11 protein-coding genes and 1 pseudogene are annotated in these 15468 nt (G+C 71.4%); 6 read left to right on the top strand and 6 right to left on the bottom strand.

From position 1 onward, the window contains the following. The first annotated feature begins 46 nt into the window (after window positions 1–46). From CP973_RS11810 to CP973_RS11800, 3 genes are all read left to right on the top strand, one after another. Window positions 47–2020, top strand: a complete 1974-nt coding sequence (locus tag CP973_RS11810) for an FAD-dependent monooxygenase (RefSeq protein ID WP_244409406.1) — start codon at window positions 47–49, stop codon at window positions 2018–2020. Between the two features lie 169 nt (window positions 2021–2189). Beyond that, window positions 2190–2960, top strand: coding sequence for a maleylpyruvate isomerase family mycothiol-dependent enzyme (locus tag CP973_RS11805; RefSeq protein WP_150239983.1), 771 nt, complete (start codon window positions 2190–2192; stop codon window positions 2958–2960). Window positions 2961–2969: 9 nt separating this feature from the next. Next, a complete protein-coding gene (locus tag CP973_RS11800; RefSeq protein WP_150239981.1) occupies window positions 2970–3626 on the top strand; it encodes an MBL fold metallo-hydrolase in 657 nt (218 codons plus the stop codon). A gap of 236 nt (window positions 3627–3862) precedes the next feature. On the opposite strand, the gene CP973_RS11795 is transcribed toward CP973_RS11800, so the two are convergent. The 4 genes and pseudogenes from CP973_RS11795 to uvrB all read right to left on the bottom strand — a co-directional run bounded on the left by CP973_RS11795 (window position 3863) and on the right by uvrB (window position 10809). After that, window positions 3863–4867: a TerC family protein gene (locus CP973_RS11795; RefSeq protein ID WP_150239979.1), complete on the bottom strand. Its 1005-nt coding sequence runs from the start codon at window positions 4865–4867 to the stop codon at window positions 3863–3865. A 432-nt stretch (window positions 4868–5299) separates the two neighbouring features. Continuing rightward, window positions 5300–7428 (bottom strand): annotated as a pseudogene (locus CP973_RS41585) (TerD family protein). A 56-nt stretch (window positions 7429–7484) separates the two neighbouring features. Then, window positions 7485–8063 (bottom strand): TerD family protein, encoded by a 579-nt coding sequence (locus CP973_RS11785; protein WP_150239977.1) that lies wholly within the window; start codon window positions 8061–8063, stop codon window positions 7485–7487. A gap of 613 nt (window positions 8064–8676) precedes the next feature. Continuing rightward, window positions 8677–10809, bottom strand: coding sequence for an excinuclease ABC subunit UvrB (gene uvrB, locus CP973_RS11780; RefSeq protein ID WP_150239975.1), 2133 nt, complete (start codon window positions 10807–10809; stop codon window positions 8677–8679). Window positions 10810–11437: 628 nt separating this feature from the next. Between uvrB and CP973_RS11770 the strand changes: the two genes are divergently transcribed. From CP973_RS11770 to CP973_RS11760, 3 genes are all read left to right on the top strand, one after another. Beyond that, complete coding sequence (locus tag CP973_RS11770) at window positions 11438–12319, top strand: glycerophosphodiester phosphodiesterase (RefSeq protein WP_150239970.1); 882 nt, start codon at window positions 11438–11440, stop codon at window positions 12317–12319. A gap of 324 nt (window positions 12320–12643) precedes the next feature. Further along, window positions 12644–13180: a methylated-DNA--[protein]-cysteine S-methyltransferase gene (locus tag CP973_RS11765; RefSeq protein ID WP_150243469.1), complete on the top strand. Its 537-nt coding sequence runs from the start codon at window positions 12644–12646 to the stop codon at window positions 13178–13180. Window positions 13181–13317: 137 nt separating this feature from the next. Further along, on the top strand, window positions 13318–13860 hold the full coding sequence (locus CP973_RS11760; RefSeq protein WP_150239968.1) for a DUF1697 domain-containing protein: 543 nt from the start codon (window positions 13318–13320) through the stop codon (window positions 13858–13860). A 20-nt stretch (window positions 13861–13880) separates the two neighbouring features. Here CP973_RS11760 and CP973_RS11755 read toward each other — a convergent pair whose 3' ends face one another. Beyond that, window positions 13881–14393, bottom strand: coding sequence for a DUF1349 domain-containing protein (locus tag CP973_RS11755; RefSeq protein ID WP_244409402.1), 513 nt, complete (start codon window positions 14391–14393; stop codon window positions 13881–13883). A gap of 337 nt (window positions 14394–14730) precedes the next feature. Beyond that, window positions 14731–15369: a nucleoside/nucleotide kinase family protein gene (locus CP973_RS11750; protein ID WP_150239966.1), complete on the bottom strand. Its 639-nt coding sequence runs from the start codon at window positions 15367–15369 to the stop codon at window positions 14731–14733. Between the last annotated feature and the right edge of the window lie 99 nt (window positions 15370–15468).

The raw sequence follows: 15468 nt of genomic DNA, 5'->3' as shown, positions 1-15468 counted from the left end.
CCGTAATTTTAGCCGAAACAAATTTTTAGTGACTACAATCAAGCGCATGAACATGGAGACCACCGGGGGAACCACTCCCCGGACTGATGTGGTGATCGCGGGCGCCGGGCCCGTCGGACTGATGCTCGCCTGCGAACTCGCCCTGCGCGGGGTACGGACCGTCGTACTGGAGCGCCTGACCGAGGTGGACGAGACGATCAAGGCGGGCGGCATCAACACGCCCACCGCGGAGGCCTTCTACCGCCGCGGCCTGCTGCCCGCGCTCGCCGCCGTACAGAGGGAGGCCTTCGGCCGGTTCCACTCCTTCGTGCGACAGCGGCAGGCGGCCGGGGCGAGCTCCGTACGCCCGGCGCCGAGGTTCGCCGGGCACTTCGCGGGGATCATGCTGCGCGCCGAGTTGCTGGACACGTCCGACCCCGACTTCCACCACGCCGGACCGGCCGATGAGGTCGGGTTCGTGGCACAGCAGGCACTGGAGCGGCTGCTCGCCGAGCGCGCCGCCGGACTCGGCGTCGAGGTGCGCCGCGGTGTGGAGCTGACCGGCTTCGAAGCGGATGCGGACGGGGTGACGGTGCACATCTGCGAGGCCGGAGAGGCCAGAGAGGGAGGAAAGGCCGGAGAGATCGGAAAGTCCGGAGAGGTCGGAGAGACCGGAGAGGTCGGAGAGACCAGAGAGGTCGAAGAGACCAGAGAGGTCGAAGAGACCGGAGAGGTCGAAGAGGCCGCAGAGGCGGGAGGCGCAGGCGGGGAGGAACTGCGGGCCGGCTGGCTGGTGGGCTGTGACGGCGGACGCAGTACGGTCCGCAGGCTCGCCGGGTTCCCCTTCCCCGGCACCGATCCGGAGATCACCGGCCGCCAGGCGCTGGTGGAGATGACCGGCGCCGACAAGCTCGGCATGGGCTGGAACGAGACGGACAACGGCATCTACAGCCACGGCCCGGTGCCCGGCCGCATCCTCACCGTCGAGTTCGACGGGCCGCCCGCGGACCGCTCCGCCCCCGTCACGCCGGAGGAGGTGCAGGCGAGCCTGCGCAAGGTGTCGGGGACCGACGTCACGGTCACCAAGGTGAACACGGCCACCCGCTTCACCGACAACACCCGCCAGGTCCCCGAGTACCGCCGCGGGCGCGTCCTGCTGGCCGGTGACGCGGCACACGTCCACCCGCCGTTCGGCGGCCAGGGTCTCAACCTGGGCATCGGGGACGCGATGAATCTGGGCTGGAAGCTGGCCGCGACGGTCCACGGTCACGCGCCGGACGGGCTGCTGGACACCTACACCGCCGAGCGGCATCCGGTCGGCGCGTGGGTGCTGGACTGGACCCGCGCCCAGATCGCGGTGATGCGTCCGACGCCGCACTCCCGGGCCCTGCGCAAGGTGGTCACCGAACTGACCGGCACGGTCACCGGCACCACGTACTTCGCCAAGAAGATCTCCGGGGTGTGGCAGCGCTACGACCTGCCCGGCGACCACCCGCTGACCGGCCGCAGCGTCCCCGACCTGGTCTTCGCCGACGGCACCCGGCTCGGCGCGCAGTTGGAGGACGGGCGGGGGCTGCTGTTCGTCCTCACCGAGGACCCCGGCCTGGCCGGTCGGGCCGCCGGGTACGCCGACGGGTACGAGGGCCGGCTGCGCGTGGTGACCGCCCGCTGCCCGGACCGTCCGGAACTGGCCGGGCTGCTGGTGCGGCCGGACGGCGTGGTGGCGTGGGCCGCGGGTACGGAGGCATCGCCGGGCGGGGAAGCGGCGGGTGAGGGCGCAGCCCGTACCTGTACGGGCGGTACGGCGACCGCCGTCCGTACGGCCGGTGCAGCAACCGCCGCCCGTACGGCCGATACGGCGACCGCCACCCGTACGGCCGGTACGGCGACCGCCACCACCTGCACGGCGACCGCCACCACCTGCACGGCGACTGCCGCCACCTGCACGGCTCCCGCCAGCGCCTGCACGGCGGATGAACTGGCCGCGCTTGAGGACGCATTGCGGCGGTGGTTCGGCGCTCCCGACGGAATGGCTGTCTGACCTGACGGCCGCGGGCCCGGCCGGTCCGCTGTCCGCTGTCCGCGGGCCCGGCCGGGGTCTCGGACAGCGGACCGGCATGAGCCGTACCGCGCCGCTCGCGCCGCCCGCGTACCCCTGTATCCGTGCGGATCGACTCCCGCGGAGGCCATGGCGGCGCTAGCTTCGGACCATGACCGACAATGCGCCCCCCGCCACGCCGGATTTCGCGCAGGACGCCGCCGCCGTCCGTGAAGCGACCGACCGACTGCTCGTCTCCGCCGGGAAGTTGGACGACGCGGCGATCGGAGAACCGTCACTGCTGCCCGACTGGACCCGCGGTCACCTCCTGGCTCATGTGGCCCGCAACGCCGATGCCCTGGTCAATCTGCTGACCTGGGCGCGTACCGGCGTCCGCACCCCGATGTACGCCAGTGCCGAGGCCCGCGACGCGGACATCGCCGCCGGTGCCGACCGGCCGCTCGCCGTGCACCTGGACGACCTGCGCTCCAGCGCCGACCGCTTCGACGCGGCCGTGGCGGCGCTGCCGCCCGCCCGCCTCACCTACGAGCTGGAGATGCGCAACGGCGTCATCGAACGCGCCGCCCGGCTGCCGTTCCGCCGCCTGGCCGAGGTCGAGCTGCACCGTATCGACCTGGGCGTCGGCTACGGGATCGAGCAGTTGCCGACCGCCTTCGTCGACGCGGAACTGGCGTTTCTGACGGGTGTGAAGTTCGCCGGTCACATCGACGTGCCGGCCGTGGAGCTGCGCGCTCCCGACGGGCGGCGGTGGCGCACCGGCCGTACGGAGCGCACGGGTGTGGTCACCGAGGACACCGGGGACGTCCCGTACGTGGTGGTGTCCGGGCCGCCGGCCGAATTGGTCGGCTGGCTCACCGGCCGCGCCAAAGGCACCGGACTCGACACCCGGGGCGGCCCCCTTCCGGCCCTTCCCCCGCTTTAGGGTGGGCGCATGAGCTACACGGGAGCAGTGAAGGTCGGCGGACCGGCCGACGTGCACGAGTTGGCCGACCTGATGATCTCCAAGGTCGCGGTGGGCCCGATGGACAACAACGCCTACCTGCTGCGCTGCCGGGCGACCGGCGAACAGCTGCTGATCGACGCCGCCGCCGAGCCGCGCACCCTCCTCAACCTGATCGGCGACGGCGGCATCGCCGCCGTGGTGACCACCCATCAGCACGGCGACCACTGGGGCGCGCTGCGCGAGGTGGTGGACGCGACGGGCGCCCGTACGTACGCGGGCCGGTACGACGCCGAGGGCATCCCCGTACCGACCGACGTGCCCGTCGAGGACGGCGACACCATCGCCGTCGGGCAGGTGCGGCTGACCGCCCGCCACCTGGTCGGCCACACCCCGGGCAGCATCGCCCTGATCTACGACGACCCGCACGGCCACCCGCACGTCTTCACCGGCGACTGCCTCTTCCCGGGCGGCATCGGCAACACGTGGGACGACCCGGAGCGGTTCACCAGCCTCCTCGACGACGTCTCGGCCAAGCTGTTCGACCGGCTGCCGGACGAGACCTGGGTCTACCCGGGCCACGGCGCGGACACCACGCTCGGCGCGGAGCGCCCGCACCTCGCCGAGTGGCGCGAACGCGGCTGGTGACGGTCCTCATCGGCTGGTGACGGTCCTGACGCGACTGGTGACGGTCCTGACGGGCGGCCGGTGCTACCGGCCGCCCGGTGGACGGATCGGGGAACGGGCCGGTGGACGGGCCGGGGAACGGGTCGATGGACGGGCCGGTGAACGGGTCGATGGACGGGCCGGTGAACGGGCCGGCTGACGGACCGGTGGCTGGCCCGTCAGCGGGTGACGCGGGGTCTGGGCGGTTGGGCCGCAGGTCAGACGTCTATGGCGTCTTTGGTGTTTTCCTTCGCCGCGGTGGCCTCCGCCGCCGCCCGCGCCTGCTTCTTCGAGGCCCGCAGGCTCGTGATCGTCGTGACGACGAGGACGGCGCAGATCACGCCGAGCGAGACCGGGATGCTGATCTCCGGAACGCTCACCCCCGACTCGTGCAGAGCGTGCAGCACCAGCTTCACGCCGATGAATCCGAGGATGATCGACAGACCGTACGAGAGGTGCACCAGCTTCTTCAGCAGGCCGCCGATGAGGAAGTACAGCTGCCGCAGGCCCATCAGGGCGAACGCGTTGGCGGTGAAGACGATGTACGGGTCCTGGGTGAGGCCGAAGATCGCCGGGATCGAGTCCAGCGCGAACAGCACGTCGGTGGTGCCGATCGCCAGCATGACGATCAGCATCGGGGTCATCAGGCGCCGGCCGTTCTCGACGACGAACAGCTTGGTGCCGTGGTAGCGGTCGGTCGACGGGAATCGCCGCTCGACCATCTTCAGGAAGCGGTTCTCCTCGAACTCCTCGTCCTGCTCCTCCGCGCGCGCCTCCTGGATGAGCTTCCAGGCCGTCCAGATGAGGAAGGCGCCGAAGAGGTAGAAGACCCACGAGAAGTTGGCGATGATCGCGGCACCCGCGCCGATGAACCCGGCACGCAGCACCAGCGCGATCAGCACACCCACCATCAGCACCCGCTGCTGGTAGATCGTCGGCACCGCGAACTTCGCCATGATCAGGACGAAGACGAAGAGGTTGTCGACGCTCAGCGACTTCTCGGTGATGAAGCCCGCGAAGAACTCGCCGGCCGGCTGCCCGCCGCCGAAGACCAGCAGGCCGAGCCCGAAGAGCGCGGCGAGCGCGATCCAGACGGCGGTCCAGATACCGGCCTCCTTGAGGGAGACCTCGTGCGGTTTGCGGCCGCCGATGAAGAAGTCGGCGGTGATCAGGGCGCACAGACCGACGATGGTCAGCACCCACAGGGTCAGGGAAACGTCCACTGCTCCTCCGGCAGAGTCGTACGGCACTCACAGCGTCGTCGCTGCCGGAGGTCTCTTCCACCCGAGAGCGCTGATGGCGCGCTCCCCGAGCCGGGCCGACGCCCCGGGATCTGGTCAGTGGTGCGATCCGTGATGACGGGGACGTCGCGCAGGAATACTCCCCTCCGCACCTAGAGAGTAAAGGAAAGGCAATCTGAAGTAAAGAGTTAGACAAAAGCGCTGGTCGGGCGGGGTGGGGAGGATCGTTCGGTGGCGTGTGGCGTGGTGGCATCCGGCGTCGTCGCTCTCCCACGTACGGTTGCGGCCTTTGTGGCCTCACGTACAGCTACCGCCACGCGTACAGCTACGGCCTCACGTACAGCTACCGCCACGCGTACAGCTACGGCCTCACGTACAGCTACCTACGGTCTCGCGCCCGGTGGCCGCTAAGCCTCAGCTCTCCCGCGTACGACTGTGGCCGCGCGCCCGGCGGGCCTCGGCCAGGTCGGCCAGGACCTGGCGCAGCACCTGGCTGCCCTCCGGCACGCGCGACGGCTCGTACGTCCAGGCGTGCCCGACCCAAGGGTCGGCGAGGTGGGCGTCCGGGACCGGCGTGATCCGCAGCAGGGAACGCCACAGCGGGTCCAGCACCGGCCCGTACTCCCGCGCCTCCGCCCGGTCGGCGACCATCAGCAGGTGCACGCCGACCGAGGGGCCCTCGTCCGCCAGGTAGCGGAGCTGGTTGACGGCGCGGTCGTCGAAGCCGTGCGGGAAGTCGTGGACGATCAGCAGCTGCTCCGCCGTGTCCAGGTCCGGCGGCAGCGACTCGGCGGCCTGGTTGCGTACCGCCATCTGTACGAGGTCCACGCGCCGGGTCAGTTCGCCGAGCACCGCGGTCACGCCCTGCGCTCCGGTGGCCGGGGGCTCGCGGAGCGCGCCCGTCTCCACCAGCGGCGCCAGCGCGGGCGCCGCCGCGCCGGCCGGGTCGATGACCCGGAGGGTGAGTTCGCCGGCCGGGTGGGCGGCCAGCAGGCGGGCGGCGAGCGTGACGGCGGTGTCCATCGCCCGGCGCCGCACCCCGGCGGCGTCCAGCGGCGCGCCGCCGTCCGGGCCGTCGCCGAAGCCGTCCGCTCCTCCGAAGCCGTCCGGCCCGAAGGCGTCCGGTCCGAAGCCGTCCGATCCCAAGCCGTCCGCTCCGAAGCCGTCCGCGAGCGCGTCGGGCCCGCCCTCGCCGCGGAACGTCGCCGGCGCTCCGCTGTCGATCCACAGACCCCGGTTCATCGGCAGTCGTACGAGCATGGGGACGCGCAGGTCCGGGCATTCCGGCAGGCGCAGATCACCGAGGCGCACGGCGATCGGGTATTCGCCGGGAACCTGGTAACCGTGCCAGACGGGGCTGCTCCAGTCCGCGAGGGCGGGCGGCAGCGCGGGCTCGACGACCTCGGCCTCGGCGGTGAGCTGGGCGAGATCCCGGTCGAGCACCTCACGGGCCTGGGCCGCGAGGCGGGCGTGCTTGTCGTGCGCGGCGGCGCGGGCGGCGTCGGCGGCGGGCCCGACGCGGTTGCCGGGGTCGGCGTTGACCGCGTCCAGTTCCTTGGCCAGGCGGGACTGGGCGAAGTCCATGGCGCTGCGGTAGGCGGCGACGGTCCGGGACAGGTCCTCGAACATGCCCCACACCTGGTTGTAGAGCCGCTCGTCGGCGGTCCGGCCCGGGGCGTCACCGGCTACTGGGGTGTGGGGGCTTCGGTGGGGGTGGGGGTGGGGCTGGAAGTGGGGGTTGCGGCTGGGGTTTGTGTGGGTGCGGGCGCGTTCTGAGGGGGTGGCGGGGTGGTGGGGCGGCGCTTGGGGTGGTGGTAGTTGATGGGGGTGGTGTTGGTGGGGGTGGTGTTGGTGGGGAGCGCGGGGGTTGGCTCGGTGGAGGGCTCCGTAGCGGCACGGTCCGTTGTCGGCGCCGGGGCCGGAGCCGGGGGCGGGGTCGTGGCTTGGGGCGGAGCCGTGGCCGCCTGGGCAGGGGCCGGTACGGAGCGCGCGAGGCCGTCGCGTACCGCTTCCTGGATCTCCGCGGCCAGCTCGGCGGCCTGCGGCAGCCCCTGGTCCTGGAGCAACGCCGCAAGTCCACCCGCGTACCCCTGCCCCACGGCCCGCACCTTCCAGGCGCCCTGCCTGCGGTACAACTCCACCGCGACGACGGCCGATTCGGCGCCGAGGTCGGTGAGGGTGTAACTGGCGATGCCCGTCCCGTCGAGGCCGGTGACGACGACGAACGGGGCCGCCGCGGCCCCGAAGTCCGCCGGGCCGCCGATGCCGACGGGCAGCGCGAGCAGCACGCTGACCCGGTGCACGTCGGCGGGCAGAGCGTCGAGGTCCACCGCTATCCGGTGCTCGGCGGCGGCCTGCCGGGGGACCTCGATGCCGGTACGGCGCGGCGCGCCCGGGTGGGCGACGGCCTCGGCACCCGCGAGGTTGCCCCGCTCGTCGGCGAGCGTCACCCCTGAGACGACGGGCCCGCCCGCCGCGATCCTGATCTCCAAACGGGTCCGGTCCAGTGGATGGTTCTGCCCGCGGACAAGCTCGGCCGTCATCGTCGTTCCCCCGTGATGTTCGTGCGCCCCGCCCGCCGGCGGGGCCCGGTGCGTGCTTACAGGTACGGCAGTATCGCCGGGACCACGTCCTTGAACGTACGGCCGTGGGCCGGTTCGCCGATCGCGGTCATCTGCCAGCCGTTGCCGGAACGGTGCACCTTGCTCATGATCTGCGCGGTGTAGTCACCGCCGCCGGTGAGGGTGTAGCGGGCCAGCTCCTGGCCGGTGGTCTCGTCGACGAGGCGGCAGAAGGCGTCCTGCACCTCGGCGAAGGTCTGCCCGGTGAAGGAGTTCACCGTGAACACGATCTGGTCGATGTGCACCGGCACCCGCGCCAGGTCCACGAGGATCGCCTCGTCGTCCCCGCCCTGACCGGCGCCGCCGACCACGTTGTCGCCGGTGTGCCGCACCGAACCGTCGTCGCTGATCAGATGCTGGAAGAAGACGACGTCCAGCGGCTGCTTGTCGGCGAACAGCACGGCCGATGCGTCGAGGTCGATCTCCCGGGTGCGCGACCCGAACAGGCCGCGGCGGGGCGCCGACCGCCAGCCCAGCCCCATCCGCACCGAGGTCAGCGTTCCCCCGTCCGACTTCGCCAGGCTGATGCCCTGCCCCTTGGACAAGTTGACCGACACGTGCTGTCCCCTCTCGCTCTGTTTCTCCCCGTCGCCGCCTCCCCGACGGCTTCCCCCGACCCTATGCACGCCCGCCCGCCGCCACGCACCCACCCCACGCTTTGTGGCGTTCCTGCAACACAGACACGCTGCGCGAGGTAGAGGGGAGGTGAGGGTGGGTTGGGTTGGGTTGGGGTGGGATGGGGGTGGGGCTTGGGGATCGGGGGGCGGCTTGGGGACAGGGCCTCCGGCTCCGGTGGCTGGGGCCTGTTCGAGCGTCATGCCGTACGCCTTGTCGTGCGCCATGTTGTACGCCATGACGTACGCCACCATGACGTGCGACATTTCAGGCGCGGGTCCTCCGGACGCGGATGATGCCCTCCGGTCGTACGAGTCCCCCGAACGCCGGCGGTCGCCGAACGCGGGCCTCCGGAAGGCAGCACCACCACACGAGCGGCCTCCCCCGGAGCGGTCTCCCCCGGAGTGCCCTCCCTCGTACACCGCGCCAGCGGCCAGCGCTCCGCCAGCCCGTCACTTCCTCGGTCACGCCCCGGGGACAGTGGCCGGGTCGCCGTCTCGCTGCCCCCGCCCTCGCCTCCGCCCCGATCCAGCCCCGCCCGCCCCTCCCGGGGATTCAGCGCAGCCCCGCCTCCTTCATCTGCCGCAGTTCCTTCTTCAGTTCGCCGACCTCGTCGCGCAGCCGGGCGGCCACCTCGAACTGCAGCTCCGCCGCGGCGGCCCGCATCCGGTCGGTCATTTCCTCGATCAGTTCGGCCAGTTCGGAGGCGGGCCGGTCGGTGGGCGCGGCGGCGCCCTTCGCGGCCTTGCCCTTGGCCGTCTTGCCACCCAGCGCGGGCACCGGCGCCTTGCCCTTGGCGTCCTTGCCGTCGGCCGCCTTGCGGTAGCCCGTGCCCAGCAGCTCCTGGGTGTCGATCTCCTCGCGGGCGAGGGTCGCGACGATGTCGCCGATCTTCTTGCGGAGCGGCTGCGGGTCGATGCCGTGCTCCTTGTTGTACGCGAGCTGCTTCTCCCGGCGGCGGTTGGTCTCGTCGATGGCCCTGCGCATCGCCGGGGTGATCTTGTCCGCGTACATATGGACCTGGCCGGAGACGTTACGGGCGGCCCGGCCGATGGTCTGGATCAGCGACGTGCCCGAGCGCAGGAAGCCCTCCTTGTCGGCGTCCAGGATCGCCACCAGCGACACCTCGGGCAGGTCGAGGCCCTCGCGCAGCAGGTTGATGCCGACCAGGACGTCGTACTCGCCGGCCCGCAGCTCCCGCAGCAGCTCGACCCGGCGCAGGGTGTCCACGTCGCTGTGCAGGTAGCGGACCTGGATGCCGAGCTCGACGAAGTAGTCCGTCAGGTCCTCGGCCATCTTCTTGGTGAGGGTGGTGACCAGGACGCGTTCGTCCTTCTCCGTGCGCGTACGGATCTCGTGGACCAGGTCGTCGATCTGGCCCTCGGTGGACTTGACGATCACCTCGGGGTCGACCAGGCCGGTCGGGCGGATGATCTGTTCCACGTACCCGTCGGAACGCGAGAGCTCGTACGAGCCGGGCGTCGCCGAGAGGTAGACGGTCTGGCCGACGCGCTCCAGGAACTCCTCCCACTTCAGCGGCCGGTTGTCGAGGGCGGACGGCAGCCGGAAGCCGTGCTCGACCAGGGTGCGCTTGCGGGAGGCGTCGCCCTCGTACATCGCGCCGATCTGCGGGACGGTGACGTGCGACTCGTCGATGACCAGGAGGAAGTCGTCGGGGAAGTAGTCCAGGAGGGTGTTGGGCGGGCTGCCGGGGGCGCGGTCGTCCATGTGCAGCGAGTAGTTCTCGATGCCGGAGCAGGAGCCGACCTGGCGCATCATCTCGATGTCGTAGGTCGTGCGCATGCGCAGCCGCTGGGCCTCCAGGTGCTTGCCCTGCTTCTCCATCGTGGCCAGGCTCTCGGCCAGCTCCGCCTCGATCCCGGCGATGGCCTTCTCCATGCGCTCGGGGCCCGCGACGTAGTGGCTGGCCGGGAAGACGTACAGCTGCTGGTCCTCGCTGATCACCTCGCCGGTGAGCGGGTGGAGGGTGGACAGCGCCTCGATCTCGTCGCCGAACATCTCGATGCGGACGGCGAGCTCCTCGTAGACCGGGAAGATCTCGATGGTGTCGCCGCGGACGCGGAAGGTGCCGCGGGTGAAAGCCAGGTCGTTCCGCGTGTACTGGATGTCCACGAAGCGGCGCAGCAGCTGGTCGCGGTCGATCTCGTCGCCGACCTTGAGCGCCACCATGCGGTCCACGTACTCCTGGGGCGTGCCCAGGCCGTAGATGCAGGACACCGAGGCGACCACGACCACGTCCCGCCGCGTGAGCAGGGAGTTCGTCGCGGAGTGGCGCAGCCGCTCGACCTCCTCGTTGATCGAGGAGTCCTTCTCGATGTAGGTGTCCGACTGCGGGACGTACGCCTCGGGCTGGTAGTAGTCGTAGTAGGAGACGAAGTACTCGACGGCGTTGTTGGGCAGCAGCTCGCGGAACTCGTTGGCGAGCTGCGCCGCGAGGGTCTTGTTGGGCGCCATGACGAGGGTGGGGCGCTGCAGCTTCTCGATCATCCACGCGGTGGTCGCCGACTTGCCGGTACCGGTCGCGCCGAGCAGGACGACGTCCTTCTCACCGCCGCTGACGCGCTGCGCGAGCTCGGCGATGGCCGCCGGCTGGTCGCCGCTGGGCTGATAGGGGCTGACGACCTCGAAGGGCGCCACCGTGCGTTCGATCTTGGAAACGGGCCGCATGTCATCAACCGTACGACCCCCCACTGACAATCGGCCGGAAAACGCTCCGACCAGCGGTTCTGTCAGCTCTGCCGCAGGGCGCGGCGGAGCGCGGCGACCGGGGCCGGGCTCGCGCGGAGGCGGCCGGGCCGACTCGGCCTCCGCGGCACCCGGGCCGCGGCCGGCGGGCCCGCGCGGGGGCTGCCGGGGGCCGGGACACCGCGGACGCGAGGCCGGAGCCGGCGGGCGCAAGGCCGGAACCGGCCGACGGGGCCGGGCAGGCCGATATCCCGGCCGAGGGGCACGGAGGCCGGGGCTCCGCACCCCGGTACGGGCCCGGCGCGTGCGTATGTTGCGTGCTTTCTGAGGAGATCACGCGATCTCGGTGTTCAAACACGGAACACAGGACACTTCTCGTTCAGTTTCTGTCCATCCGGCGCCTGTCTTCCGGTACGTCCCGACTGCGACTCTCTGCGCGTCCCACCCGGAACACCCCGAATCCACCTCATCCACCGCAGGCATTCCGGCGGATCCCGGCTGCACTTCCGGCCCGACCGGCCGGCGGCGCCGTGGCCACGGCCCGCCCCGGTGGACCGGCGCCGGCCCGTCTCCGTACGCACTCGCCATCACGTCGTCACTAGGAGTCCGCATGCGTATCCGCTCCGCCGCCACAGTAGCCGGTGTGCTCGTGGGCCTGACCATGTCCCTGCTCCCCGTCCCGAGCGCCCAGGCCGTCGACGCCCACCGCAGAGTGGTGACCGTCGCCCACCGGGGCGCCTCCGCCTACGCGCCGGAGAACACGCTCGCCGCCGTCGACGCGGCCGCCGACCTCGGTTTCGCATGGGTGGAGAACGACGTCCAGCGCACCAAGGACGGCGAACTGGTCGTCCTCCACGACACCTCGCTCGCCCGGACGACCGATGTGGAGCAGGTCTTCCCGGACCGCGCCCCCTGGAACGTCGCCGACTTCACGCTCGCGGAGATCGAGAAGCTGGACGCCGGCAGCTGGTTCGGCCCGAAGTTCACCGGTGAGCGCGTCCCGACGCTGGAGGACTACATGGACACCGTCGAGGACAACGACCAGAACCTGCTGCTGGAGATCAAGTCGCCCGAGCGCTACCCCGGCATCGAGCGGCAGATCCTCAAGGAGCTGCGTGAGGACGGCTGGCTGGACCGCGACCACGTCAAGCGCCGACTGATCGTGCAGAGCTTCAGCGCCGACTCGGTGAAGAAGGTGCACAGCCTGCGGCCCGACGTCAAGACGGGCTTCCTCGGTACGCCGGCCGTCGCCGAACTGCCCAAGTACGCGGCGTTCGCCGACCAGATCAACCCCCAGTACAAGTCGATCGACGCCGGGTACGTCGCGTCCGTACACAAGGTGAAGGGCCCGCACGGCCGGCCGCTGGAGGTCTTCACCTGGACCATCGACGACGCCGCCAACGCGGTCAAGGCCGCCGGCCAGGGCGTGAACGGCATCATCAGCAACAAGCCGGATGTCATCCGCGACGCCCTGGGGAAGTCCGGCCGGTAGGGCCGGCGGTGCGACGGCCCCTGGCCGCCGCCGGTAGCTGACGACGCCCCTGGGACCGCCCGCCTCGGCTCCGGGGGCGTTGTCAGTGGCGGGTCATAGGCTGCTGCCGTGACGAACGCAGAGCGGGATCAGCGGGGCGGGCGGACCGGGCGGCAGGAGCGGCCCGGCCCCGAGGAGCCGCCTGAGCAGGAAGCATTGGCCCACCCCGAGCTGGCGGCACCGGCCCGTCCCGAGCAGGAGGCGCCGGCCCGTCCTCAGCAGAAGGCACCGGCCCGTCCCGAGCAGGATGAGCCGCACCCGGCCGAGCAGGGAACAGCGGTCCGGGTGCGGGAACCGCGCGACTGGGCCTGGCGTGTGCTGGACACCCCCATCGGCCGGCTGCTGCTCGCGGCGACCCATGAAGGGCTGGCGCTGGTCGCCTTCCATGCCGACGAGCGGGTCGTCCGCCGGTCGCTGACCCGCCTGCGGCTGGCGTTCGGCCGCGAACCGCTCCCGGAGATACCCCACTTGACCACGGCGGCCGACGAGCTGACCCGGTATTTCGACAGTGGTCTGCGGGCCTTCACCGTCCCCCTGGACTGGTCGCTGTCCGCGGGCTTCAACGAACGCGTGCTGCGCGAACTGGCCGCCCACGTCCCGTACGGCACGGTGGTCGGCTACCAGGACCTGGCCGACCGGGTCGGCGAGCCGGGCGCCGCTCGTGCGGTGGGCGCGGCCATGGGCTCCAACCCGCTCCCGGTCGTCGTGCCCTGCCACCGGGTGGTGGCGAGCGACGGCGGGATCGGCGGTTTCGGCGGCGGCCTGGACACCAAGCGCCATCTGCTGGCCTTGGAGGGCGTCCTCCCGCAGCCCCTCTTCTGAGGGGCTGAAGACCGAGGAGCGTCGAGCCTCCGCGCCGGCCTTCCGACACCAGATCCCGACCCATATCCCAGCCTGCCCCACCCCCACCCTCCGGTACGCCCTCCCCTTCCCCTTCGCCCGAAAGGCCCGCTCCCGTCATGCCCCGCCAGATCGCCCTCCTCCGCGGCATCAACGTCGGAGGTCACAACAAGTTCCCTATGGCGCGACAGCGCGAACTGTTCGCGGCTCTGGGATACCGGGATGTGACGGTCCTCCTCCAGACCGGCAACATCGTCTTCGCCGACCCCGGCACACCGCCCGAGGAGACCGCGCGCCGTATCGAGGCGGGAATCGCCGATGGGCTGGGCTTCCCGGTCCCTGTGCTGGTCCGGACGCGGGACGAGCTGGCCGCCGCCGTCGCGGCCAACCCCTTCCCGCAGGCCGCGGCCGAGCCCAAGACCCTGCACGTGACGTTCCTGTCCGACGTCCCCGCCGACCCGTCCCCTCTGGAGGTGCTGGACTCCGGCGCGTACGCCCCGGACCGGCTCCGGCTGATCGGCCGCGAGCTCTACATGTGGTGCCCGAACGGGGTGGGACGCTCCAAGCTCGCCGATACCGTCTCCCGCACCCGCCTGGGTGTGACGGCCACGGCCCGCAACTGGAACACGGTGACGAAGCTGCTCGCCCTCGCCGATGCCTGACGCGGTACGGGGCCCGCCCCTTACGGGCAGTGCAGCGACGCGTCGGCCGGTCCTGCCGCGAAGCGGGTGAACCGTACCTGCAAGCCCGCCCGCTGCGGCGAGCAGCAGAACGGCCCGGCGTACGCCCTGGCGTCCGGGTCCAGCGGCGCCAGCCGCACCATGCGCCACGGTTCCTGTTCGCGTCGCGCCCGTACGGTCAGCGCGTCACCGCTGCGGCTCACGCGCACCGTGACTTCGCGGCCCGCCCACCCCGGTACGGGCGCCAGCGACCAGTCCGACCACTCGCGGGTGACCACCGCCCCCAACTGCGGCACGCCGTCGCTCATTTCCACCCCGGCCTTGATCCAAGTGCGCGCGTCCACCCGCACCATCACCCCGGCCTGGTCGTACAGCTCGTCGAAGGCGGCGACAAAGGACACCTCGACGGCCAGGTCCGCGGGAAACGGCACCAGCAGCGCATGGCCGGTGTCCCGGACGAAGCCATAACCGGTCCGCCGCCAGAAGTCGCTCCCCTCAGCGGCCGTGACAATCATCGGCCCGCCACCGGACTCCCCGTCCTCACACAGCACTCCCGGCGGCGGATTCAGCCACCGAACCCCACCCGCTTCCCAGCCGATCACCTTCACACCCAGCTCCCTTCCCGCCGACCCACACATCCCATCCCCAATCTGCACCCCCACCCGCGTCCCAATCTGCGTCCCCCACCCACATCCCAACCTGCATCCCCCACCACCCACATCCGCGCCTGCGTCCCCAACTCATCCCCGTTGTCAGTGCCCCGCCCTAGGCTGTCGGAAAAAGGGGGACCGCCCAAGCCATCCCGAAGAAGCCCACCTTTCAGCAGCCTCCCCGAAGGGAGGCATCCCCCGCTCAGCCCCGCCCGTTCCACGCCGGGCGGTTCGGGTCATCCGCCTTCACGACGATGTCGGCGCTCTCCTCGGGCCGCACCTCGTCCTCGTACCGCGCGAACGCGGGCAGCGTCCACCACTCATCCTCCGGCGTTCGGCGGGCCAGTGCGGCGGGCGACAGCTTCAGATGGACCGACAGGTCGAAGGGGAACCAGTGGCCGAACAGCAGCGGCCCGTGCAACAGCAGCACACCGCCCGCCGGCAGTTCGGTGTAGGGGCTGCGCGTGGCCCGGTCCGTCCGGGAGTCCCACAGGTCCGGCAGCACCCGGCCGGTGCCGCCCGGATCGAGCGGGGTGAACACCTCCCGCCAGAGCGCCTGCCGGTCGTACCACTCGTCGTAGTACGCGTCGGGATCCTCCTTGCCGTACTCCAGGCGCAGAGAGGCGGGGCGCAGGAACCCGTCGGCCGCGACGACGAGTACGGGCCTGCCGCGCAACCGCAACGCTTCCGCGAGCCGCTCGGCGGCCTCCGCCGTACGGGCGGCCGGCGGCCCGTCGATCGCGACACGCAGCCACGGTCCGCCGTCCACCGCCGCCGTCGCACGGATCCGCTCGGCCAGCGCGTCGGTCAGCCGTTCCCAGGTGATCGCTTCGAGCCGCACTCCTTCATTCTGCCGGGCGGGACGTCCGGACGAGCGCACCGGTTAGGGTGGCCGGTCGGGCCAGGGGTGAAGGGTGAGACTCGTGGGGGAAACGGTCAT

This window comes from Streptomyces albofaciens JCM 4342 (assembly GCF_008634025.1).
GTDB classification, from domain to species: domain Bacteria; phylum Actinomycetota; class Actinomycetes; order Streptomycetales; family Streptomycetaceae; genus Streptomyces; species Streptomyces albofaciens.
Note: the sequence above shows the minus strand (reverse complement) of the source record. Positions and strands in the feature narration are given on the sequence as shown.

What these genes read in the sequence shown, in the direction of transcription:
- CP973_RS11755 (WP_244409402.1), bottom strand. Translation starts at nt 14,393, where the DNA reads ATGATTGTCACGGCCGCTGAGGGGAGCGACTTCTGGCGGCGGACCGGT.
- CP973_RS11805 (WP_150239983.1), top strand. Translation starts at nt 2,190, where the DNA reads ATGACCGACAATGCGCCCCCCGCCACGCCGGATTTCGCGCAGGACGCC.
- CP973_RS11760 (WP_150239968.1), top strand. Translation starts at nt 13,318, where the DNA reads ATGCCCCGCCAGATCGCCCTCCTCCGCGGCATCAACGTCGGAGGTCAC.
- CP973_RS11770 (WP_150239970.1), top strand. Translation starts at nt 11,438, where the DNA reads ATGCGTATCCGCTCCGCCGCCACAGTAGCCGGTGTGCTCGTGGGCCTG.
- CP973_RS11800 (WP_150239981.1), top strand. Translation starts at nt 2,970, where the DNA reads ATGAGCTACACGGGAGCAGTGAAGGTCGGCGGACCGGCCGACGTGCAC.
- CP973_RS11810 (WP_244409406.1), top strand. Translation starts at nt 47, where the DNA reads ATGAACATGGAGACCACCGGGGGAACCACTCCCCGGACTGATGTGGTG.
- uvrB (WP_150239975.1), bottom strand. Translation starts at nt 10,809, where the DNA reads ATGCGGCCCGTTTCCAAGATCGAACGCACGGTGGCGCCCTTCGAGGTC.